Annotated in this window: 21 protein-coding genes; 6 read left to right on the forward strand and 15 right to left on the reverse strand. The window is 66.7% G+C overall.

The features are described 5' to 3' along the window. Positions 1 to 61: 61 nt before the first annotated feature. Positions 62 to 1669 (forward strand): TolC family protein, encoded by a 1608-nt coding sequence (locus tag KF833_04630; protein MBX3744572.1) that lies wholly within the window; start codon positions 62 to 64, stop codon positions 1667 to 1669. Positions 1670 to 1735: 66 nt separating this feature from the next. Here the strand turns inward: KF833_04630 and KF833_04635 are convergent, their stop codons facing one another. From KF833_04635 to KF833_04645, 3 genes are read right to left on the reverse strand one after another with little or no spacing between them, the layout of a single operon-like run. Continuing rightward, the gene (locus tag KF833_04635) at positions 1736 to 2239 is read right to left on the reverse strand and encodes a hypothetical protein (protein MBX3744573.1); all 504 of its coding nucleotides are present in this window, start codon (positions 2237 to 2239) and stop codon (positions 1736 to 1738) included. Beyond that, entirely contained in the window at positions 2236 to 2871 is a 636-nt protein-coding gene (locus KF833_04640) for a sigma-70 family RNA polymerase sigma factor (protein MBX3744574.1), read from the reverse strand. Before KF833_04640 ends, KF833_04635 begins: the two co-directional genes overlap by 4 nt. A 6-nt stretch (positions 2872 to 2877) precedes the next feature. After that, complete coding sequence (locus KF833_04645; GenBank protein ID MBX3744575.1) at positions 2878 to 3927, reverse strand: polyprenyl synthetase family protein; 1050 nt, start codon at positions 3925 to 3927, stop codon at positions 2878 to 2880. 98 nt (positions 3928 to 4025) lie between these two features. Here KF833_04645 and KF833_04650 point away from each other — a divergent pair, with 98 nt between their 5' ends. Beyond that, on the forward strand, positions 4026 to 5171 hold the full coding sequence (locus KF833_04650) for a hypothetical protein (GenBank protein ID MBX3744576.1): 1146 nt from the start codon (positions 4026 to 4028) through the stop codon (positions 5169 to 5171). Positions 5172 to 5681: 510 nt separating this feature from the next. Here KF833_04650 and KF833_04655 read toward each other — a convergent pair. After that, on the reverse strand, positions 5682 to 6569 hold the full coding sequence (locus KF833_04655) for a hypothetical protein (GenBank protein ID MBX3744577.1): 888 nt from the start codon (positions 6567 to 6569) through the stop codon (positions 5682 to 5684). A 135-nt stretch (positions 6570 to 6704) separates the two neighbouring features. On the opposite strand from KF833_04655, the gene KF833_04660 reads away from it, so the two are divergent. Then, positions 6705 to 8525, forward strand: coding sequence for an ATP-binding protein (locus KF833_04660; protein MBX3744578.1), 1821 nt, complete (start codon positions 6705 to 6707; stop codon positions 8523 to 8525). Here the strand turns inward: KF833_04660 and KF833_04665 are convergent. From KF833_04665 to KF833_04680, 4 genes are all read right to left on the reverse strand, one after another. Next, positions 8491 to 9183 (reverse strand): dihydrofolate reductase, encoded by a 693-nt coding sequence (locus KF833_04665; protein MBX3744579.1) that lies wholly within the window; start codon positions 9181 to 9183, stop codon positions 8491 to 8493. The genes KF833_04660 and KF833_04665 overlap by 35 nt on opposite strands. Positions 9184 to 9209: 26 nt before the next feature. Beyond that, a complete protein-coding gene (locus KF833_04670; GenBank protein ID MBX3744580.1) occupies positions 9210 to 10121 on the reverse strand; it encodes a class I SAM-dependent methyltransferase in 912 nt (303 codons plus the stop codon). Between the two features lie 41 nt (positions 10122 to 10162). Further along, positions 10163 to 10960, reverse strand: coding sequence for a thymidylate synthase (locus KF833_04675; protein MBX3744581.1), 798 nt, complete (start codon positions 10958 to 10960; stop codon positions 10163 to 10165). 72 nt (positions 10961 to 11032) lie between these two features. Beyond that, a complete protein-coding gene (locus KF833_04680; GenBank protein MBX3744582.1) occupies positions 11033 to 11446 on the reverse strand; it encodes a hypothetical protein in 414 nt (137 codons plus the stop codon). A gap of 100 nt (positions 11447 to 11546) precedes the next feature. Here KF833_04680 and KF833_04685 point away from each other — a divergent pair, with 100 nt between their 5' ends. Next, positions 11547 to 12176, forward strand: coding sequence for a fused MFS/spermidine synthase (locus KF833_04685; protein MBX3744583.1), 630 nt, complete (start codon positions 11547 to 11549; stop codon positions 12174 to 12176). Next, positions 12160 to 13116: a fused MFS/spermidine synthase gene (locus KF833_04690; protein MBX3744584.1), complete on the forward strand. Its 957-nt coding sequence runs from the start codon at positions 12160 to 12162 to the stop codon at positions 13114 to 13116. The genes KF833_04685 and KF833_04690 overlap by 17 nt, the downstream gene beginning before the upstream one ends. Before the next feature lie 188 nt (positions 13117 to 13304). On the opposite strand, the gene KF833_04695 is transcribed toward KF833_04690, so the two are convergent. From KF833_04695 to KF833_04710, 4 genes are all read right to left on the reverse strand, one after another. Beyond that, positions 13305 to 13700, reverse strand: coding sequence for a type II toxin-antitoxin system VapC family toxin (locus KF833_04695; protein ID MBX3744585.1), 396 nt, complete (start codon positions 13698 to 13700; stop codon positions 13305 to 13307). Positions 13701 to 13707: 7 nt separating this feature from the next. Further along, the gene (locus tag KF833_04700; protein ID MBX3744586.1) at positions 13708 to 13956 is read right to left on the reverse strand and encodes a type II toxin-antitoxin system prevent-host-death family antitoxin; all 249 of its coding nucleotides are present in this window, start codon (positions 13954 to 13956) and stop codon (positions 13708 to 13710) included. A 323-nt stretch (positions 13957 to 14279) separates the two neighbouring features. Further along, on the reverse strand, positions 14280 to 14720 hold the full coding sequence (locus KF833_04705; GenBank protein MBX3744587.1) for a PIN domain-containing protein: 441 nt from the start codon (positions 14718 to 14720) through the stop codon (positions 14280 to 14282). Then, positions 14717 to 14944 (reverse strand): antitoxin, encoded by a 228-nt coding sequence (locus KF833_04710; protein MBX3744588.1) that lies wholly within the window; start codon positions 14942 to 14944, stop codon positions 14717 to 14719. The genes KF833_04705 and KF833_04710 overlap by 4 nt, the downstream gene beginning before the upstream one ends. Before the next feature lie 694 nt (positions 14945 to 15638). Between KF833_04710 and KF833_04715 the strand changes: the two genes are divergently transcribed. Beyond that, positions 15639 to 16724: a Gfo/Idh/MocA family oxidoreductase gene (locus KF833_04715; GenBank protein MBX3744589.1), complete on the forward strand. Its 1086-nt coding sequence runs from the start codon at positions 15639 to 15641 to the stop codon at positions 16722 to 16724. Positions 16725 to 16825: 101 nt separating this feature from the next. Here the strand turns inward: KF833_04715 and KF833_04720 are convergent, their stop codons facing one another. The 3 genes from KF833_04720 to KF833_04730 form a co-directional block, all read right to left on the reverse strand. Next, positions 16826 to 18202 (reverse strand): UDP-glucose 6-dehydrogenase, encoded by a 1377-nt coding sequence (locus tag KF833_04720; GenBank protein ID MBX3744590.1) that lies wholly within the window; start codon positions 18200 to 18202, stop codon positions 16826 to 16828. A 111-nt stretch (positions 18203 to 18313) separates the two neighbouring features. Next, a complete protein-coding gene (locus KF833_04725; GenBank protein ID MBX3744591.1) occupies positions 18314 to 19027 on the reverse strand; it encodes an SDR family oxidoreductase in 714 nt (237 codons plus the stop codon). A gap of 282 nt (positions 19028 to 19309) precedes the next feature. Further along, positions 19310 to 20962, reverse strand: coding sequence for a hypothetical protein (locus KF833_04730; protein ID MBX3744592.1), 1653 nt, complete (start codon positions 20960 to 20962; stop codon positions 19310 to 19312). Positions 20963 to 21135: the final 173 nt, after the last annotated feature.

Below are 21135 nucleotides of genomic sequence, written 5' to 3' on the forward strand. Positions count from 1 at the left end.
GGAGGGGGGGGGGACTTGCGGAGTTCGTCCTGCCGGATGGGGAAGGCGCTCGAGCGTCCGCGTGGGATTTGACGAAGCGGGGCGGTTCGAACAGGCTGGCGCCGCGATGCGCAGCACGTTGGTCCTTCTCAGGTGGTTGCCGGTGTTCATGGTCGCCTGCATGTCGGGGCGCGCGGTGGCGGCGGCGGCGGTGGAGCGGCCGATTGCCCTGGCGGACTGCATCGCGATGGCGTTGGAGCACAACCTGGACATCCAGATCGAGCGGTATTCGCCGTTGATCGCCGAGTCGCGGTTGCGGCTGGTGTACGGCGACTACGATCCGCAGGTGACGTTCCGGGGTTCCCACAGTTACAGCCAGTCGCCGGGCGGCGTGGACGATCGCGGACCGTTCAGCGGACGGGAGAGCGAGTCGGACAACTTCTCGGCCTCGTTGTCCGGTCTGGCGCCCGGGGGCTTGAGCTACAGCATCTCGACCTTTGCGGGGGACCGGCTGGACCGGCAGGAATTGCGGGACCCGATCACGGGGGATCCGTTCATGACGCAGTCGCCGTTTGCGCAGGCGGAGTTTGCGGTGGGGGAGTTGCGTCAGCCGCTGCTCCGGAACTTCTGGATCGACGGGACGCGGTTGAATGTGGGGTTGCGGAGGCGGGATCTGCGGATTTCGGATTTGAACCTGCGGCTGCAGATCATCAACACGGTGAGCAGCGTGGAGCAGGCGTACTACGACCTGATTGCGGCGCGGGAGAACGTGGTGAGTGCGGAAATCGCGCTGCAACTGGCGAGAAAGCTGTACGAGGAGAACAAGAAGCGGGTGGAGGTGGGGGCGATGGCGCAGTTGGACGAGCGGCAGGCGCAGGCGCAGATGGCGGCGAGCGAGGCTGCGGTGATCGAGGCGCGGCGGGCGGTGAACTTCGCCGGGAACATCCTCAAGAACCTGCTGACGGACAACTACCAGGAGTGGCACCGGGTGGAGATTGTGCCGGCGGAGAAACTCGACGCCCTGCCGCAGGCACTGGATGTCGAGGAAGCCTGGGACCTTGCGTTCCGGCTGCGGCCTGACCTGCTGGCCCTCGTGATCGACATGGAGCGGCGGAACCTGCTGACGCGGTACACGCGGAACCAGCTGTTCCCGCAACTGGATGTGTTCGGAGCGTTCGGGTGGCAGGGGGCCGATGCTTCGGGACGGTCGATCGGGGATTCGTACAGCCAGGTTCTCGACGGGTCGGCGCCCCGGCACAGTTACGGGGCCGTCCTGAGTTTTCCCCTGAGCAACCGGCGGGCGCGGGAGAACTTCCGGATCAGCAAGGACGAGAAGGCCCAGGCGGAACTGCGGCTGCGACAGGCCCGGCAGCAGATCATGGTGGGCGTGCACGATGCGATCCAGGAGGCGGAATCGAGCTTTCAGCGGGTGGGGGCCACGCGTGCGGCGCGGCAGTTTGCGGAGGAGGCCCTGGACGCGGAGGAGAAGAAGCTGGCGAACGGGAAGAGCACCAGTTTCGAGGTGCTGCGATTGCAGCGGGACCTGACCCAGGCGCGCCGCGACGAAACGCGGGCCCTGGCGGATTACAACAAGGCGCTGGCGACGGTCCGGCAGCGGCAAGGTTCGAGCCTGCTGAAGTTCGATCTGGAGACGGCGGTGGAGATTCCGGATCGGGCGCGGCTGCCTTGATCTTTCCGGTCGCGGCCGGACACCCGCGGCCATCGACGACCTCTTACGGGAAGATCACGGGGCAGATTACGGGGCGTTGGCGGGACGTTGCGGGCCCGGGTAGGGATCGAATGCCGGGGCGGCGAAGAGACCGTTCGCCGGCAGGGGCATCACGGATGATTCCCCGACGTAGGTTGCGGGAGAGACCCGGTAGATGACTCCCGAGGGCACCGCGGAAGCAAAGGGGGAAACGTTGATCGGACTGCCATCCATCGCGAAGGCCTCCAAGCCCCCAAGAGGCGTGGAAGGACCGGCGGGTTCGGTGGCCACCTGGAAGACACTGATTCCGAAGATCAGGGCACCGGTCGCCAGTGCCGCGTAGGAGCCGGCCAGGAGGGGTTCATGGCGCACATTGTGCCAAAGGCGCTCCCACCACGGGATCTCGGGGGTCCGGGAGCCCGCCCGGATGTTGACGAGGACACGATGGGGCAGCAGATCGAAGAAACCGGGCGGAGGCGTCTCGTGCCGTTTCAGCGCGAGGAGACTGAGGAGACGTCGATTGGCTTCGTCGGGGTTGGGGACCATCGTCATTGGAGGTAATCGGACAGGTAAGCCTGGAGTTGCTGGCGCGCGTAGAACAGCCGCGATCGCACGGTGCCCGGGTTGCAGTCCATGATGGTGGCGATTTCCTCGTGGGGAAGCCCTTGGATGTCGTGCAGAACTACCACCATTCTATGCACTTCCGACAGCTTGAGCAGGGCGGCGTTCAACTTTTCCTGAAGTTCTCCCAGGTCGATGTCACGGCGGGGCGTCCGGTCGGAGATGAGGGACACAATTTCGGGATCGTGTTCGGCCTGGAAGTCGAGGTCGTTAAGGCTGAGGTGGACGACCCGCTGGCGTCGTTGCTTGAGAAAATTGAGGGTCCGGTTCACCGCGATGCGGTACAGCCAGGTGAAGAAGCTGCAGTCGCCCTTGAAACCGCGAAGGGCGTTGTGGGCCTTGATGAACGATTCCTGGGTGATGTCGGCGGCATCCTCGTGATTGGCCGTCATGTGGTACACGGTGCCGTACACCCGCTCCTGATGGCGCCGAACCAGCTCGCCGAAGGCATCCAGGTCTCCGGCCCTGGCCCGCTGCACAAGCATGGCATCGTCCACTGGCGGAGGCGGGTTGCCTCCTGGCGTGGGCGACACGGCGGGTGCAGTCGCTGACGGTTTCGACATGGCGTTTCAGGAGTCAACCAGGCAAGCCGCCTGATCGGCGAGGTGGACGGTGAGAGCGAGAAGGGCGGACGACCCGTCCGACGAGCCGAGGAAGGCGAGGGCGGACCGGGCACTGTGGAGATGCGCGTCCACGACATCGCGGCAGGCGGCGGCCGCGCCGTAGCGGGCGAGGACGGGGCGGATTCCCGGCGGCGCTGCGGGCGCGGTTCCACCCAGGAAGCGTTCGATGAGCTGACGGTCGGACGGGCTGGCCCGCTGGTAGGCGAGCAGGATGGGGAGGGTGACTTTGCCGTTGGCCAGGTCGGTCCCGAGGGTTTTTCCGGCCGTCTGCTCGTTGCCGAAGACATCGAGGCAGTCGTCGAAGATCTGGTAGGCCGTGCCGAATTCGAGGCCGAAGCGACGGAGCGAGGTGCGATGAGCGGCCTGATGGGTGGCCAGCAGGGCTCCGATCTCACAGGCGAGGGCGAACAGTTCGGCGGTTTTGAGCTGGAGGATCCGGAAGTACTGCTCGATCGGCTGATCGACACGACCGGGGCGCAGGGTCTGGAGGATCTCCCCGGAACAGACCGCCTTGGTGGCCGCCGAGACGGCGCGGCAGACGTCGGTGGTGGGATAGCCCGACGCCAGTTTCAGGGCGTGGGCGAAGAGGCAATCGCCGAGCAGGACGGCGGTTCGATTCCCGAAGCGGGCGGCGACCGTGGGCAACTGGCGCCGGACCCCGGCGGCATCGATCACATCGTCGTGGACGAGGGTGGCAAGGTGAACGAGTTCAACGATGGCAGCGCCGGTGACATGGGAGGGTTGGAGGCTGCCGACCGCCCTGGCGCTGAGGGCCACCAGGACTGGCCGGAGTTGCTTGCCACTGGCGGAGAGGGCATAGCGGGCGCCTTCGGCGACTTCCTCCTCGAAGGTGGCCACCTGGGCCTCGAGGAAGCGGCGAACGTCGGCCAGGAACGGTGCCAGGGGATCGGAGACCTCCCGCCAAGCCCTGCTTGTCGTCGCAGGGCTTGACCGGGGAGGCCCTCCCTGCGCGGGCTTGAGTTCGGCGGCCAACATCGGTTGCGACTCTAGGTTTGCGGGCAATTCAAGTCAAACCGTTCACCCTGTTGGAATTTGCGATTGTGCGCCGGGGGCGGCGCGGGAATCTTGACGACGTGCAGGCATCGTATCGTTCCTGGAGAAGTCGGCTCGGCGGACTGGTGGTGGGATGGGTCCTGATCTGCGGAGGGGCAGGCGCGGGCACAACTGGGGACGTCGGGGGGGAAAGCGCGGGACGGACGATCGGTTGGGCGGAGCTGGAGACCGGGGCGTATGCGGCTTACCTCGATCGACTTCGGGCGGCCGGTTGTCCTCCGGAGCGGGTGCGGCTGATCGTGCTGGCCGACGCGGACGAGTGGCTCCTGCAGCGGCGGATTTCGCAGGCGGTGGCCGGCGATTTTCCCTGGTGGAAGGCCGAGCCTCCCACGGCGACGGATCCGGCATTTGGAAACCAGTACGCCCAATTGCGGGCGCAACGGGCGGAGCTGGTGCGACGCCACTTGGGCGAGGATGCGGAGGACGGGGGCGAAGGGGTGGATGAGGTGCCGATCGTGGTGCCGCTGTCGGGGCCGGTTTTGGGGGCGTTGCCGCGGGACAAGTACAACCGGGTGCAGGAGATCTGCGCGCGCTCGCTGGACCGGCACCAGGGGTATTTCAATGCGCGCCAGTCCGAGGGGGTATTCTTGAACCAGGGCGACATGGCGCGATTGCGGGACTTCACAAGGGTTCACCTGGCCGAAATCCTGACGAGCGAAGAGCTGGAGGAGTTCCTCCTGCGTTATTCCCACAATGCGAACCGGTTGCGGCGCGAATTGGCGGGTTTGGAGCCGACCCCGGAGGAATTTCGCGGGGTCTTCCGGGCGGTGGACGCCCTGGAGCACCGCTTGCAACTGGAGTACGGCGCCATCGATTCCCTGAGTGCGCGTCAGCGGGAGAGGTTCGAGCGGGAGCGGGAGGAGGCGATCCGGGAGGTGCTGGCCCCGGACCGGTATCAGCGATACCTGGTGGGCCGGTACCCCTTGTTCCGGCAGGCCCAACTGGCGATTCGACGGGCGGGGCTACCGGACGACCGGGTACTGGCCTTTTACGAGATCCTCAATGCCCACGAGAGCCGGAGGCGGGAGGTGTTGAACAATACGGCGCTCAACGCGGGGCAGCGACAGGCGGGCCTGGAGGAGCTGGAGCGGGAGCGGGAGCGGGGCTTGCGTCAGGCCCTTGGCGACGACGGGTATCGTCAGTACCGGGAATCGCTCGTGAACTAGCGGCTGGCACGGACGGGCGGCGGCCCGTTGGGGCGGGGGTGAGCGACGGGAGCTTGTCGGCGGCGTGCAGGTCCACGGTGGCGAGTTCGCGCCACGGATGTTCCCGGCGGTTCAGGTAGAGGGCTCGTGGCAGAAGCTGCACTTCGTGGCCGAAGCAATGGAGGACCACCGTGCCCGGGAGGTACATCAGGTCATCGAAGACCGTCGCGCCGAAGGGGACCGGCAGGCGTGGCTGATCGAAGCGGACCGTGTCGGGAAGCGAGGGCGGTTCCGGATCGAGACGCTCCTCAGGGAAACGAAGGGTAACCGCGGGGATTCCCAGGTTCGGGTGGGCGATGCGAAGGGCGGGAGTGCCGGTAGCCTCGGTCAGGAAAGTGACCTCCCAAGGTCCATGACGCGTACGAAGGTGACGGTCGCATCCGTACAGCAGCAGGTAGCCTGTCAGTGCCAGCAGGGCGGGAATGGCGAAAATGCGCCAGGCAGGCGCTGTCTGCGGGGGTGCGGACTCGGTCATCGGGGGGATATGAATGGGTTCTCCGGGGCGACGGCGTCCGTGGGAGCGGGGAGCGGTTCCGGATCGGGGGGGCGAAACGGATTGGCCGGGGGTGAGGCGGGCGGGCGCGTGAGCTTCCAGGCGCCCCCGGCGGCGAAGATCCAACCGGCCACGAGGTGCAGGGGCAGGGCCACGAGCAGGCCGACCAGGCTCAACTGCCGGCTCGCATAAAGCGCGACGGCCGCCGCCATCAGGAGGGCGCCGGGCAGGAGGGCCGCCTGCGCCAGTTGCCAGGCGACGCCAAGGGAAAGGGGACGTCCGACTAGAAACGCGGCGGTGGCGAGGATCGGAGTGTGGAGGAGGGCCAGGGCCAGCCAGGCGATGGCGAGTCCGAGGACGATCAGGGCACCGAGCAGCGCGAGCAGGGGGGTACGCCAGGCTGCGATCTGGGCGGAGGCCTCCGTTCGGGAGAGGGAGAAGCGTCCGTTTCGTGGGTAAGGCACCTGGGTCCAGCCGAACAGCGACCGGATGCCGAGGTGGGAGGCTTCAAGACTGAGGGTGACATCGGCGGCCTGGCCGATTTCGCGGGTTCCGTGGGGATCAATCACCAGGCTCAGGAACGCCCCCTGATGCAGGACGAGCGGGGCCGGATGTTCCCAGACCAGGGCACCCTGACGGATTTCCCCCCTCGCCGGGAGGGAGGCCGCAGCATGCTCGAGGGCGCGGCCCCAGGTCGCTTGAAAGGCCCACACCAGAATGCCCGCCGAGATCGCGGCAATGAGGGTCTGCCAGATGCGCAGACGGGTTGGGGGGCCGGACGCCAGCGCCGCAACGCCCCCGAAGGTGGTGGGGAGGGGCAGGGCGTGGGGACGACTGTCGGTGTCAGTGGGCCCGGGGGCATCCATCGATGGGCGCCATTCTCGGAGGGACGTCGGGGCGGCGCAAACGGGATTTCCGTGGGGACGGCCCGATGGGTGGGTGCGGTTCATGGAATCGCGTTGCCACGATGCCGGGGGCACGCAGACAGTGGCGTTCGAAGCATGTCGTCCTCGAAGAGCCACCAATACGATGAGGGGAAGATCCAGACGTTGTCATCGATCGAACACATCCGGAAGCGGACCGGGATGTACATCGGCCGGTTGGGCGACGGGACGCACTACGACGACGGGATCTACATCCTGGTGAAGGAGGTGGTGGATAACGCGGTGGACGAATACATCATGGGCCACGGGCGGTCGGTGGACATCCGGATCGAGGGGGCGGAGGTGACGGTGCGGGATTACGGGCGCGGGATCCCGCTGGGCAAGGTCGTCGAGTGCGTGAGCCGGATCAACACGGGGGCGAAGTACAACGACGAGGTCTTCCAGTTCTCGGTGGGACTGAACGGGGTGGGGACCAAGGCGGTGAATGCGCTGTCCGAGGACTTCCTGGTACGGAGCCACCGGTCGGGGCAGTACGTCGAGGCGGTGTTCCGTCAGGGAACCCTGGCCGCGGAACGCAAAGGCAAGACCTCCGAGCCGGACGGAACGCTGGTCCGGTTCACGCCGGACCGGGAGATTTTCAAGGCGTACGAATTCCGGGAGGAGCACCTCGACCACCGGTTGCGGCACTACGCCTATCTCAACAGCGGATTGAAGCTGGTCTGGAACGGGCGGGAGTATCTGTCGAGGCGGGGTCTATTGGAACTGGTTCTGGACGAGGTGAAGGAGGAGGCGATCTACGCGCCGCTGTATTTCACGTCGAAGACGCTCGAGTTCTGTTTCACGCACAGCAACAGCCGGTTCGGGGAGACCTTCTGGTCCTTTGTGAACGGGCAGTACACCAGCGACGGCGGGACCCATCTCAGCGCTTTTCGCGAGGGATTGTTGAAGGCGGTCAACGAACTCGCCGGCGGGAAGCTGGAAGGCGACGACGTGCGGGAATGCATGGTGGGCGCGGTGGCGATCCGGCTGCAGGACCCTGTCTTCGAGTCGCAGACCAAGAACAAGCTGGGCAACACCGAGATCCGGGGCGACCTGGTCAACCGGGTCCGCGAGGAGGTGCTGCACTACCTGCACAAGGACAAGGCGACGGCAGACAGGATCGTGGCCAAGTGTCTCGACACGCAGCAGCTCCGGAAGGAACTGCAGGAGGTCAAGAAGCTCGCGCGCGAACGTTCCAAGGCCATCACCCTGCGCATCCCGCAACTGAAGGACTGCCGGATGCACTTCGACAAGGCGCGGAACAAGGGTCGGGGGACGATGGTGTTCCTTTGCGAAGGGGTGAGCGCGGCCGGGTCGATCGTCTCGTGCCGGGACACCAACACGCAGGCCATTTTCACGCTGCGTGGCAAGCCGCTGAACGTGTGGGACCTCAAGCGGGACGTGATGTATCGCAACGACGAGTTGTACAACCTGATGCGGGCGCTGGACATCGAGGACACGGCGGACCGGCTGCGGTACGAGAAGGTGATCCTGGCCACCGATGCCGACGTGGACGGCCTGCACATCCGGAACCTGATGATCACGTATTTCTTCCGGTTCTTTGAACCGCTGGTCCACGACGGCCATTTGCATGTCCTCGAGACCCCGCTGTTCCGGGTCCGGAACAAGGAGACCACGCGGTACTGTTATTCCGAGGAGGAACGCGACGAGGCGGCGAAGGGGCTGGGACGCGGTGTGGAGATCACGCGGTTCAAGGGGCTGGGGGAGATTTCGCCGAAGGAGTTCCGGCAGTTCATCGGGCCGGACATGCGCCTCAGCCAGGTCGAGTTCGCGCCCAAGCCGGACTCGACGCACATCTTCGGGTTTTACATGGGGCGCAACACGCCCACCCGGCGCGACTACATCATGGAGAACCTGGTGGTCCGGGCGGAGGACTGACGGGGCCGCGACGGGTCCAGCGTTCGATGGTGAAGTCGGGTGTCTCGCGAAGGATTGCCGCGCGCTCGAAGAGGGGTTCGAAGGCGGGAAACTGGGTGTCGCCTTCGACCGTGCGGTGGACCCGGGTCAGGAGCAGTTCCCGGCAGAAGGGGAGGGCCTGGCGGTAGATCTCGGCGCCGCCGCAGATGAAGACCTGGCAGGGGAAGGATTCGCGGGCGAGCAGGTCGAGGGAGGGGATGAGGCGCAGGTCGGGCTGGGCGAAGGGCGCCAGCGGCATCTGACCCATCGATTCCCGGTGGGCCAGTGCGGACCGTGAGACCTTGCCGCTGGCGAACAGGTTCGGTTGGCGGTCGCGGAGGAGCTTGGGATTCCGGGTCAGGACGAAGGTCGTCCGGCCCGGCAGGGGCTTGGGCAGGCTTTCGAACGTCTTCCGCCCCATCACCACAATCTGTCCGAGCGTGCATTCCTTGAACCAGCGGAAATCCTCGGGCAGATGCCACGGAATGCCGTTGTGGTGGCCGATGACCCGGTTTTCGGCCATGGCCGCGATGGCCTTCCAGTCGAGGACGGTGCCCGGGGGGATGGCCGCGGCGGGCTTTTCGGAGCGACGGGCCGCAGCCGGCGGCGACGGGCGCGGATCGGCGGGAAGATCGAGCATCTCCTCGAAGGTGGTCTGGGCTTCGTTCATGCAGCTTGAGCCACGACCCAGATATTGTCGGTGAGGCGGGCGAAGGCGAGGAGTCTTTCGAGGGCGGCGAGCAGGCGACGGGCGGGCTGCATCCGGGGGGATTGCTTCAGCCGGGTGGTGGTGCGGAGGAGCGAGGCGCGTTCGGCGTCGGGGACAAAGGTGTGCGGAGGGAGGCGCCGGTCCTGCCAGAGCACGACGGGGTTGAAGTGGCAGCCGCCATGGGCGAGCGGGACCAGTCCCGAACGGAGGAACAGCCGGTCGAGGGTGGAACGGGTGAAGTAGTTCACGTGCTGGGGCAGCACGTAGCGGTACCGGGCACCGAGGAGGCGGAAGGCGAGGGAATCGAGGTTCGGCACAATGGCCAGGCACACACCGCCCGGGCTCAGCAGTTCCGCGGCGCGCCGGAGCAGCGGCGCCGGGTCGGGAAGGTGCTCGATCACCGCCCAGAACGTGATGGCGTCGAAGCGGGCGGCGCCGAAGTCGTGGGTGAGCAGGGAGCCGTCGAGCACCGGCAGACCGCGTTGGCGGGCGTGGTCGAGGGCGGATCGGGAAACGTCGAGGCCGACGGCCGAATAGTCGCCTCCGAAGCGGCGAAGCAGGTGGAAGAGGAAGGCGCCGGTGTTGCAGCCGACATCCAGAACCCGGCCGCGGGGGCAGTGGCGCCGGAGCAGGCGCAGTTCGCGTTCAAAGCGGACGCCGGCGTAGTCGCTCCCGAGCTTGTCGGGGGAGAGGTAATAGGGATGTCCCAGGCGATCGTAGGCGGAGGCGTCGGCATCCGCCGGAAGCGGATCGGCGTGAACCAGGTTGCAGGTCCGGCAGCGGACGAGTTGAAGGGAGGCCTTGGTGAGGAAGGGGACGGAATCCGTCGTGGCGCAAATCGGGCAGGGACGACGGACGTCAGGGTGCATGAACGGGGTTCACCGGGGAGGCGTCGCGGGGCTGCGGAGCATCAGACGGCGACCGGGGCCTTGATGGGCGGGTGGGGGTCGTAGCCCTCGACGACGAGGTCTTCGAAACGGAAATCGGGCAGTTCGCGGACGTCAGGATTCAGGCGGAGGCGGGGGAGGGGACGGGGTTCGCGGGCGAGCTGGGTGCGGGCCTGATCGAGGTGGTTCCGGTAGAGGTGGACATCGCCGAAGGTGTGGATGAAATCGCCGGGTTCGAGGCGGCACACCTGGGCGACCATGTGGGTGAGGAGGGCGTAGCTGGCAATGTTGAAGGGAACGCCGAGGAAGAGGTCGGCGCTGCGCTGGTAGAGCTGGCAGCTCAGACGGCCGTTGAGGACGTAGAACTGAAAAAGGACATGGCAGGGAGGCAGGGCCATGCCATCGATCTCGCCGGGGTTCCAGGCGGTGACGATCAGGCGCCGGCTGTCGGGCTGGCTTCGGATCTGGGCGATGACCTGGTCGAGTTGGTGGATGGAGCGGCCGTCTGCGGTTCGCCAGTCGCACCACTGGGCGCCATAGACCCGGCCGAGGTCCCCGGACTCCGGATCCGCCCATTCGTCCCAGATGGAGACGCCGTGTTGCTGAAGCCAGCGGACGTTGGTGTCGCCGCGGAGGAACCAGAGGAGTTCGTAGAAGACGCTCCTGACGTGGATTCGTTTGGTGGTGACGAGGGGGAATCCTTCGGAGAGAGGGAAGCGGAGCTGGGCACCGAACTGGGAGAGGGTGCCGGTCCCGGTGCGGTCGTCCTTGACCTGACCGTGTTCGAGGACGTGGCGAAGGAGGTCGAGGTAGGACTTCATGGCGGGAAAAGGGATCGGGTGGAGGCAGGCCTGGGGGCCCGGCTCCACCCGTGTACGGAAAGGGGCGGGGGATTACTTGGCGCCCTGATCGATCCAGGCCCGGACGAGACCGACCTCTTCCTTGGTGAAGGGGTCACCTTTGCCTTCCGGGGGCATGGCACTGTCCTCGTCGATGCGGGCGATGGAGTGGACCAGGAGGCTTTCCGCGCTCTTGCCCTTCTTAAGGATCTCATCGCCGCCGGCGCCCTTCATGACCCATTCGAGGGTGTCCAGGCGGAGGCGGGCCTTGGGGCGTCCCTCGGTGCCGTGACACTCGACGCAGGAGCGTTCGAAGAGGGGCTTGATGTCCTTGTCGAAGGTGATCCCCGTCTTGGTCGAGGGGGGCGGGAGTTTGCTTTCATCCACCTTGGCGGCGCCGAGTACGGCGAGGGTGGCGGCCGCAGCGAGGAAGGAGACGAAGATGGGTTTGAACTTGGTTCCGGTCATAGTTTCGGGCCGTTATGGACGGCGGGAAGCTGGGCGAATTCGACAAGCCTGTCAAAGGCGGGCTTTGACCCCGGGGACCCGGGCGGCGCAGGGTGGGTTCATGCACCTCATGGCGGCGATCGGACTGGCCTTTCTGAGCGGGATGGCGGTGATGGTGATCGAGATCGTCGGGGCGCGAATGCTGGCGCGGGACTTCGGGGGATCGTTCTATGTATGGACCAGCCAGATCGGGGTGGTTCTGGTGGCGTTGGCGATCGGCTACGTGGTGGGGGGCGTCCTGGCGGATCGGTATCGGCGCCCCCGACTGCTGGCCTGGGTGCTGGGGGCGGCAGGTGTATTCACGGTGGCGATTCCGTGGTTTGCCGGGGATGTGATGGGCTACCTGGTGGACCGGCATCCGCATGACCAGGACATTCCGGCGTTGTGGCAGCGGTTGGACCCGGCCCTGGGGGCTGCGGTCGTGTTCCTGCCACCGTGCCTGCTGCTGGCCATTCTGCCGCCCTATCTGATCCGCCTGGCCACCGGGGCGGTGGATCGGGTGGGGCGGGTCAGCGGGTGGGTGTACGGCGCAGGCTCGGCGGGAAGCATTGTGGGGGTGTTTGCGTCGGGTTATATCCTGATCGACCTGTTCCCGCTGCCCTGGCTTTTTCTGGGGACCGGAGGGTTGATCCTGGCGCTGGCGGTGCTGTGTTGGTTTTGGAACCTGCGAAGCCATGAAGACGATCCCTGATTCTGGAGCCTCGGTGACGTGTGGAAGGCGGGGGTGGGCAGTGCTGGCGGTGGGGCTGGCGCTGGTGGCAGGCGGTCGGGTGCCGCCGGTCGAGGCGCGGGTGGTCTTCCAGAAATACTCGCCTTATCACCACGTCATGGTGCTGGAGCAGGGCGGCCTGCGGATCCTGAGCTTCGACGGCACCCAGGAAACAAGGATGTCGCTGCGGAACCCGTTGCAGGGGCATTTCGAGTACACGGAATTCTTCCATTTCGGGTGGCTCTGGAACACCAATTTGAACCGGGTCCTGATGCTGGGATTGGGGGGCGGGAGCGCCCAGCGGTCCTTTCTCCACCACTACCCGGCGGTGACCCTCGACTCGGTCGAGATCGATCCGGTGGTGGTGCAGGTGGCGAGCAACTATTTCCATGTGGCGGCGTCGGAGCGGCATCGCATCCGGGTGGATGATGGACGGACCTTTGTACGGCGCTCACAGGACACGTACGACCTGATCGTGCTGGATGCCTACACCAAGCATCGCTACGGCTCGCAGATCCCGCAGCACCTGGCCACACGGGAGTTCTTCGAACTGGCACAACGCCGGCTCACCACCAATGGCGTGCTGGCCTACAATGTGATCACAACCGGCCGGCTCGGCGGGGCGGATGCCGGGCTGGCGCTGGCGCGGACCCTGCAATCGGTGTTTCCCCAAGTGTACGTGTTCCGCGCCAACACCTCGCTCAATGCCGTCCTGATCGCCACGAAGGACTCCCAACGGTGGACGAACGCGGACTTGTCGAGGCGGGCCACGGAGCTGATCCGGGGCGGGTTGACGCCACCGGCGGGGCTGTTCCAGCGATTGCCTTCGTTCCATCTGGATGTGCCGCGGGAGGTGGAACGGGCGCCGTTGCTGACCGACGACTATGCGCCCGTGGAATCGCTGGGACGCCGGAGGCGGTAACGGGCGGGGTTCCGCCATTTCAGGACTGGCGGATGGAACTGGAAGACCGGGTCAAGTCGTTTCAGACCTCAGGTCTCAGGCTTCAGGCTTCAGGCTTCAGGTCTCAGGCTTCAGGTCTCAGGCTTCAGGTCTCAGGCCTCAAGGTGGGAGCCACGGAGTGATGGTTCCGCTCGCCGGGTTCAAGCGGGTCAGGAAATCGTCGTGACGTGCGGGTAGCCGCGAATCTTGCCGTCTGTGGTCACGAGCGTCAGGCGTTCATAGCGCGCAGTCGCGATCAGGACGCGATCCGCCGGGTCGCGGTGAATGGGCGCGGGCAGGCCGTAGGCTTCGGCCATGATTTCGGCGGTAATCGGCAGGCAGGTCCACGCTGTCCGCTTCAACAAGGCATCCCACCAGGCGCGCCAGTGTTGTTTGAGCGTGATCTTCCCGCGCTCCTGAAGGCAGGCGAGTTCGGCCACCGAAATTGCCGAGACGAAGACCTCGCCGGCCGGCGCGGCGTCCATCAACTGGAGCGTGGCCGGCGACAGGTCGGCGGTGCTTTCCGCGATGAACAGAATGGCGCAGGTGTCGAGGAGATAGGGCATGGCCGCGTCACTTCAGCATTTCCCAGTCGGCTTCCGGAATACACGGTTCGCTCAGATCACCATGGATCTGGACCGTGCCTTTCATGCAACCCAAGGCGCTGTGTTGCGCTTTCCGCGGCACCGGCTTGCGGATCGGTTCGACGCGGGCCAGCGGAACATTTCGACGGCAGACGACGATCTCGCCCCCCTGTTCCACCAAGGTGAGCAGTTCGGACAACCGATCTTTGAACTCCGCGACATTGACGGTCTTGTTCATGGCCAGGAACATGGCCAACTTCGTGCCCGAAGCCAAGCCGCCTTTTGAACTGCATCCGCAGCGCAGTGCATCCCGGAGTTGTCAGTAGAGGTACGAACTCCGCCAAGCGGCGCTTCGGAGGGCCGAGTTCCACGAGGCCGCAACGGTGTGGAGCGTTGGGTTGTGGACTCGCGGAGCTCGTCCCTCCGATTCGCTGGCTCACCACCCAGTATCGCGAGCATCCCTCCTGGAGTGACCAACTCCACGCCGACAACCTCGTCGCCCGCCTCCAGGCCGATCCCGCTCTCGGACCCAATCCATCCTATCGCTCCGTCCTGGGGCAGTTACGCGACGATCTCCAGCACCTTGAGGTCTGCTGACCTCGGTTCGGGCAGCGCCGCGATGCCTTGGTCCAGCGTCGCGAGCACACCACCCCGGCGGATCGCCAAGCCGAGCAGGTAGGCATCCGTCACCTGTTGATGCCCCATCAGTCGGACGCCGGTGAAGGCGACCGCTTCGGCGACCGGAAGTTCGTCCGGCCAGAAGGCGTGGTCCTTGGCGGCGGTGTTGGCGGAAAGAACGTGGATGGCCTCGCGCGGCTGGACGGCGTCGCGGGAGAAGGCGGGATTCGAGACGATGCGAACGAAACCGGCCTGGGTGAAGGGGCACGTCGCCCAGCCCTTGGCGCGATGGCGGGTGAACCATTTCAACGCGAGGTCGTGCTGCTCATGGCTGGGCCAGAGCAGCGCGATGAGCAGATTGGTGTCGAGCAGGTAGCCCTTCATACGCCCTCGGTCTCGATGCGGCGCACGTCGTCCGTGGTCACTTTCGGCGAGTCCGCCGGCAGGTCGAAGACCACGAGGCCGCCCTTGTCCCGGGCCGGGGTGGAGGCGTTCAGCCCCTTGCGCAACAGGTCCGAGACGGTCTTGCCGAGCGAAACGCCCCGGAGCTTCGCCTGCCGGGCGGCCAGTTCGAGGATGTCATCGTCCAGAGTCAACGTCGTTCTCATGGCGGAAGCGTGCCTTGATCGTAATTTGATGTCAAATTGCGCAGACGCCATCACTTTCCATTTTAAGTGCCACTTCAACTCATCCCATGCCTCCCTCCAACGAAGAAGCCCTGTTCGCCCTCGCGCTCGCAAAGCCCGCCGCGAGGCGGGCGGCGTGGCTCGACGCCGAATGCGAAGGCGACCCCGCGCTGCGCTACCGCCATCGGCCGTCTTACCTTCTGGCCTGTCCCGCCATAGCTTCAGCGGAGGCGGATCGAGCGCAACGCGCCTGGAGGCGGGGGATACCGCCGGCTTCCAGCGCTTGCTTCAGTACTTCCTTCGTTGCCCCTTCAGCCAGACTCGGATGATCCGCCTCCGCCAAGGCTACGGCGGGACAATTCGAGGTCACCGAGGCCGGGAAGAACTCGGTGGGGAGGATCACGCCGCTTTGCGGGGGTGCGATCTGCCCAACGGGTGGGTGTGCCCTCGATCGGCCTCCGACCCCCAGCCGGGGGCTGGTCGGCGCCTCCCCAACCGCGGGGCCAGGTCCGGCGAACCGGCGGAGCGCGCCACGGCCTTCCCCCGGGGGACGGCCGTGGTGATATTCCGCCCCGCTTCAGCCCGCCTGTTGGCTTGAACTCCCCCTCCCGATCCGCCATTCTCGCGGCACCCCAAAAAGCAAATTCCCATCAGTCAGTCTGCGTTTAGGGTCCACATGAAAAGGAAGATTTGGCGGGTGGCCGGGATCAACTTCGATCATTTCCACATGGGCGATCTGCTCCGGTACACGGCGGAGCATCCAGGCGCGGAGATCGTCGGGATTTCCGACGAGCGTCCGGAGAAGATGGAGGAGGCGATCGGCAAGCTGGGCATCGCGCGGGACCGGGCCTTCACGGATTACCGCGAATGCCTCGAGAAGACCCGTCCCGAGGTGGTGATCCTGTGCCCGGCGGCGTCGCGACACGGCGAATGGGTGAAGAAGGTCGCGCCCTGCGGGGCGCACCTGATGGTGGAGAAACCCTTTGCGGCGTCGTTGAAGGAGGCGGACACCATGGTGCGCGCGATGCCGAAGGGATCGACCCTGATGATCAACTGGCCGCTCCAATGGGTGGCGTCGCACCGCAAGGCCTACGAGCGGGTCGCCGGCGGCGAGATCGGGGAGGTGCTCAACGTCTGGCACTTCGGCGGCAACCGGGGTCCGCTTTGGCACGGGGCGGACAAGGACGAAAAGACGGCGGACCAGGTGGCAGGGGAGAAGCCGCAGTCGTGGTTCTACAAGCGGGCGCACGGGGGCGGGTCGTTGCTCGACTACCTGGGGTACGGAACGACGCTGGGAACCTGGTTCCAGGGCGGGCGCCGGCCGATCGAAGTGACGGCGACGGTGGACGAACCGGCGGGTCTGGAGGTGGACGAGCACAGCATCGTGGTGGCGCGGTACGCCCATGGGCTCTCGAAGTTCGAGACCCGCTGGGGGACGTTCACCGACCCGTGGCACATCCAGCCGCAGCCCCGCTGCGGCTTCGTCATCGCCGGGACCGAGGGCACGGTGTCGAGCCACGATTACGACGATGTCATCACGATCCAGACGCGGCGGCGTCCGAAGCCGCATGCGGTGGCGGCCCCGGCTCCGCGGGCGCCGCATCGGAACCCGGTGGAGTATCTGCTCCATTGCCTGGATCGGGGACTGCCTCTGGAAGGGCCGGTATCCCTGCCGATCAGCCGGACCGGACAGGAGATCGTCGATGCGGCGGTGCGCAGCGCGGCGACGAAGCGGACGGTCCGGCTGGCGGGGGCACGATGACGTCGAAGCCGCGGGAGCCGCGGGGCGGGCAGGAATCGTGACGGGGGGATGACCCTCGATGGGCGACGCGATCGGGGATGGTGCCGGGCCCTGACGCCGGGTCAGGCGCTGCCGATGGCGTGGACTTCGAAGCCGATGGCGCGGAGGGCGGCGTGGTCGAGGATGTTGCGTCCGTCGAAGACGAACGCGGGCTTCTTCATGGCGGCGAAGACGCGGGCGAAGTCGAGGGTGCGGAACTCATCCCATTCGGTGAGGACGGCGAAGGCATGGGCGTCGGCGAGGGCCTCGTAGGGATCGGCGGCGCGGGTCAGGTTGTTCCGCAGATCGGCGGGCGGGCGGCCGGTGGCGGCGGCGAGGTCGCGCTCGATGGAGGCCTGGGAGACCTGGGGATCGTACACCACCACCTGGGCCTGTTCCTCGATGAGATCGCGGCAGACGTATATCGCGGCGGATTCGCGGGTGTCGTTGGTGTCCTTCTTGAAGGCGAAGCCGAGGATGGCGATGCGTTTGCCGGCGACGGTGTTGAACAGGCTGCGCATGATGCGCTCGACGAAGCGGCGCTTCTGCCAGTTGTTCATGCGGACCACCTGTTCCCAGTATTCGGCGACCTCGCGCAGGCCGTAATGCTCGCAGAGGTACACGAGGTTGAGGATGTCCTTCTGGAAGCAGGACCCGCCGAAGCCCACCGAGGCCTTGAGGAAGCGGGGCCCGATGCGGCGATCCTGACCGGCGGCCACGGCCACTTCGTCCACGTTGGCGCCGGTGGCCTCGCACAGGGCGGAGATGGAATTGATCGAGGAGATGCGCTGGGCGAGGAGCGCGTTGGAGACCAGCTTGGAGAGTTCCGACGACCAGAGGTTGGTGGTCAGGATGCGGTCACGCGGGACCCATCGTGCGTAGAGATCGACGAGGCAGCCGAGGGCCGTCTGTCCGCTGGGGGACGGGTCGCCTCCGATCAGCACGCGGTCGGGGTTCTCGAGGTCGGCGATGGCGGTGCCCTCGGCGAGGAACTCCGGATTGGACAGGATTTCGAAGCGGTGCCCGCGGCTGTTGGCTTCGAGGACGCGCTTGAGCGATTCGGCGGTGCGGACGGGGAGGGTGGACTTTTCGACCACGATCTTGTCCCCGTTGGCCACCTCGGCGATGCGGCGGGCGCTCAGTTCGAGGTAGCGGAGGTCGGCGGCCTTTCCGGAACCGAGGCCGTAGGTCTTGGTGGGGGTGTTGACCGAGACGAAGATGACCTCCGCCTCGCGGATGCCGCGATCGACGTCGGCGGAGAAGAACAGGTTGCGACCGCGGGTTTCGCGGACGAGGTCATCGAGGCCGGGTTCGTAGATGGGAAGCCGGTCGGAGTTCCAGGACGCGATACGGTCCGGATTGATGTCCACCACGGTGACGCGGTGATCCGGACATTTCCGGGCGATCATGGCCATGGTGGGGCCTCCCACGTAGCCGGCTCCAATGCAGCAGATGTTCATGACGGTGGACAGGCTCGGTGCCGCGGGTGGCGATGTCCCGGACCGTTCCTCCCCGGCCGAGCGAAGGGCGGCAGGCTAGGGGAAGGGGGTGGGGGTCGTTCAAGGGTGAAGTCACCAGGGGATTTCCTGCCGGTCGCGGAAGAACCGGCCGGTCAGATCCCGGGGCGCCGCGGTCGCCAGCCAGACCGCGGTTTCGGCCCCGTCGGCAGGTGCGCGGGGGGCGTCTGTGCCTCCCATGTCGGTGCGGCACCAGCCCGGGCAGACGGCATTGACGGGGATGTCGAGCGGCTTGAGTTCGCCGGCGAGCAGGCAGGTGAGGGCGTTGAGCGCTGTCTTGGAAATCTGGTAGGCCGGGGCCCAGATCGACCCCGTCATGTCGCTCAACTGGCCGCCGCCGCTGGAAAGATTGACGACGCGCGCACCGGGCGTGGACTGGAGCAGGGGCAGGAAGGCGCGGGTGACCTGGAGCACCCCGATGACGTTCGTTTCGAGGGTCGCCCGCAGCAGGTCGGGCGGTGTCTGGCTGGGAGGCTGCTGGCGGTCCAGCAGGACGCCCGCGTTGTTCACCAGCACGTCCAGGCGCGGCAGCCGGTCCCGCACCGTCGCGGCGGCGGCGGCAATGCTTTCGGGTCGGGTGACATCGAGGAGAACGGGCTCGACGACCAATCCGTCGAGGGCGAGGCGTTGGGCGGCTTCGGCGCCGCGCCGTTCGTCGCGGGCCCCGATCCAGACCTGCACGCCGAGCACCGCCAGCTGGCGGACGATTTCGAGTCCGAGACCCTTGTTGGCGCCGGTGACCAGCGCCACTGGAAGCGAACTATTCATGGCCGAATGGAAACTCCTGGGGTCGGGTGTTCCCCGGGGCAACCCCCCAACCCGCGGTGCCGGAGAGCAAGCGCAACTTCCGCCGCGGGCGCAAGAGCAAGCGTCCTGGATGGCGTGCCCGCCGGCCTTCGCGCCCTGGGCGGTTTCGATGTTCCGTTCGACTTCGGTTGGGACTCTGATCGCATCGGGGGCGACCAAGTTGCTCCGCCGCGGGCGTGCGTCAATGCCGCAAGAGCCCCCCCGTGGACCAGCTTCGGTCCACGGGGGGGCAGAGGCGTCGCTTCAGTACCACTCGAACCGAAGCGGGCCCTGCGCCTGCTCCCAGCTCCGCGCGAATTCGCGGCCCACGGCGTCGGCCGCTTCGATCCGTCGCTGGCGCCGGAGGCTTTCCTGCAGTCCGAAGAGCGACCAGCCGTTGCGGGGATTCCGGTCAAGATCGGCCCGGAAGACCGCCTCGGCATCGGCGGAGAAGTCCGCGTCCAGCAGGGCCGCGCCGAGCGTCTGCCGCGCCGGGGCATGCCAGAACGGCGGCTCCATGTAAGGGAGTTCATCCTCGAGCTCCACCGCACGCCGCAGGTGGTCCAGGCCCCGTCCCGTTTCCCCCCGGGCCAGGGCGGCCTTGCCCGAGAGAATGGCCCGGGCGATGCCGAAGACCTGGGTGGCGGGGAGGATGGGTGAGTCCATCGCCTTGAGGGCGGGTGACGCATCGATTCGGTTCATCTCCGCGAGGTGGCGCCCGGCCACCTCGGCGCGCTGGCCGGCCACTGCGGCGAGCCCATGGGCGAAGTGCCAGAGAGCGAGATCGAGGGGATTGTCCTCGCCGGGCCTGGGTTCCCGCACCAGCGCATCCCAGCGTCCGAACCTGGCCAGGGTGAGGATCGTCAGGTGCCGGAATCGCGGGGCTTCCATCAGGGGGAACGGCCCGCAGCGCACGTCCGCTTCGAGAACCTCGATCCGCCGGGCCGTCTTCTCGGCATCCTGTCCCCGGCCCGCCATCGTCTGGGCGAACCAGAGGAAGTGAAGATTGTGCGGATAGTAGGTCGCCGGATAGAAGCCCTGGGCGCGGCACTGGTCGATGTAGCGCTGGTCGATCTTCGTGGCCTCCGCATTGACGGCGATCGCGTCCGCGTACCGGCCGGTGCGGATGTAGATGTGGGACGGCATGTGGACCAGGTGTCCCGCTCCGAGGCGGAGCGCGCGCAACCGGTCGGCGCTGGGCAGGGCGTCCTCGGGTGTGGGTCCCGCTTCAACCGCATGGATGAAGAAGTGATGGGCGCCCGGATGATCCGGGTCGCGCCGCAGGACGTTTCGCAGCACGGCGATCACCTCGATCGTGGCCGGCTTGGGACGCCGGTCGGGCTGCCAGTAGTCCCACGGCATGGTGTCCATCAGCGCCTCGGCGAAGAGCGCGGCGGCGTCGGTGTCGTCGGGAAACCGTCGCATCACCTCGCGCATGGCGTCCGCATACGCCAGGTCCAGCGCCGACCGATCCTCGAGGGGTTCGGGACGGTACCGTTCGGCGAGGGCGGCGATGTAGGCCTGTTCCCGGGGCCCGGCCTGGGGGGCGAGTTCCTGCGCCTTCTGGAGAGCGTTCCACGCCTGGGGAACGTCGCCGGGTTCCATGGGCCGGTTGATGTTGGGACCATGCGCGTAGGCGATGCCCCAATGGGCCATGGCGCAGGCCGGGTCCAGTTCGGCCACCGCCTGGAACGAGCGGATCGCCTCGGCGTGGTTGAATCCGTAAAGCAGCACCATGCCCTGGTTGAAGTACCGCTGGGCCAGGGGCGAACGGGTGGTGATGGGGTGGTGATGCCGCCCGAGGTTGTCGAACAGGGGCGCGGACGGCCGGGGCGACCGGCCCAGGGATTCCGGGACGACGCCCCCGTGAACCGCGAGGAGGGCCAGGGCGACCAGGGAAGGACAATGCGTTCTCATAGGCGATGGGAATGAAGGCCCGACATGGCGGGCCAACATGGGGAGTGGCGAAAACCGGGGAGGATTCCAGCCAGGAAAAAATCGGGCTTCGCTCAATCCCGGCAGGATTCCGCCGATAGATCCCTGAACGGGAACCGTCGCCCGCCTCGTCCACGCGCGAAGAAATGTGCCTT

Source organism: Verrucomicrobiia bacterium, assembly GCA_019634625.1.
Taxonomy (GTDB): Bacteria; Verrucomicrobiota; Verrucomicrobiia; order Limisphaerales; family CAIMTB01; genus CAIMTB01.

Excerpts from the sequence above, each read along its gene's own strand:
- KF833_04645 (MBX3744575.1), bottom strand. The coding sequence starts at position 3,927 with ATGTTGGCCGCCGAACTCAAGCCCGCGCAGGGAGGGCCTCCCCGGTCA.
- KF833_04710 (MBX3744588.1), bottom strand. The coding sequence starts at position 14,944 with ATGAGAACGACGTTGACTCTGGACGATGACATCCTCGAACTGGCCGCC.
- KF833_04730 (MBX3744592.1), bottom strand. The coding sequence starts at position 20,962 with ATGAGAACGCATTGTCCTTCCCTGGTCGCCCTGGCCCTCCTCGCGGTT.
- KF833_04700 (MBX3744586.1), bottom strand. The coding sequence starts at position 13,956 with ATGAACAAGACCGTCAATGTCGCGGAGTTCAAAGATCGGTTGTCCGAA.
- KF833_04680 (MBX3744582.1), bottom strand. The coding sequence starts at position 11,446 with ATGACCGGAACCAAGTTCAAACCCATCTTCGTCTCCTTCCTCGCTGCG.
- KF833_04685 (MBX3744583.1), top strand. The coding sequence starts at position 11,547 with ATGCACCTCATGGCGGCGATCGGACTGGCCTTTCTGAGCGGGATGGCG.
- KF833_04675 (MBX3744581.1), bottom strand. The coding sequence starts at position 10,960 with ATGAAGTCCTACCTCGACCTCCTTCGCCACGTCCTCGAACACGGTCAG.
- KF833_04655 (MBX3744577.1), bottom strand. The coding sequence starts at position 6,569 with ATGGATGCCCCCGGGCCCACTGACACCGACAGTCGTCCCCACGCCCTG.
- KF833_04640 (MBX3744574.1), bottom strand. The coding sequence starts at position 2,871 with ATGTCGAAACCGTCAGCGACTGCACCCGCCGTGTCGCCCACGCCAGGA.
- KF833_04670 (MBX3744580.1), bottom strand. The coding sequence starts at position 10,121 with ATGCACCCTGACGTCCGTCGTCCCTGCCCGATTTGCGCCACGACGGAT.
- KF833_04695 (MBX3744585.1), bottom strand. The coding sequence starts at position 13,700 with ATGCCCTATCTCCTCGACACCTGCGCCATTCTGTTCATCGCGGAAAGC.
- KF833_04690 (MBX3744584.1), top strand. The coding sequence starts at position 12,160 with ATGAAGACGATCCCTGATTCTGGAGCCTCGGTGACGTGTGGAAGGCGG.
- KF833_04665 (MBX3744579.1), bottom strand. The coding sequence starts at position 9,183 with ATGCTCGATCTTCCCGCCGATCCGCGCCCGTCGCCGCCGGCTGCGGCC.
- KF833_04705 (MBX3744587.1), bottom strand. The coding sequence starts at position 14,720 with ATGAAGGGCTACCTGCTCGACACCAATCTGCTCATCGCGCTGCTCTGG.
- KF833_04725 (MBX3744591.1), bottom strand. The coding sequence starts at position 19,027 with ATGAATAGTTCGCTTCCAGTGGCGCTGGTCACCGGCGCCAACAAGGGT.
- KF833_04660 (MBX3744578.1), top strand. The coding sequence starts at position 6,705 with ATGTCGTCCTCGAAGAGCCACCAATACGATGAGGGGAAGATCCAGACG.
- KF833_04715 (MBX3744589.1), top strand. The coding sequence starts at position 15,639 with ATGAAAAGGAAGATTTGGCGGGTGGCCGGGATCAACTTCGATCATTTC.
- KF833_04720 (MBX3744590.1), bottom strand. The coding sequence starts at position 18,202 with ATGAACATCTGCTGCATTGGAGCCGGCTACGTGGGAGGCCCCACCATG.
- KF833_04635 (MBX3744573.1), bottom strand. The coding sequence starts at position 2,239 with ATGACGATGGTCCCCAACCCCGACGAAGCCAATCGACGTCTCCTCAGT.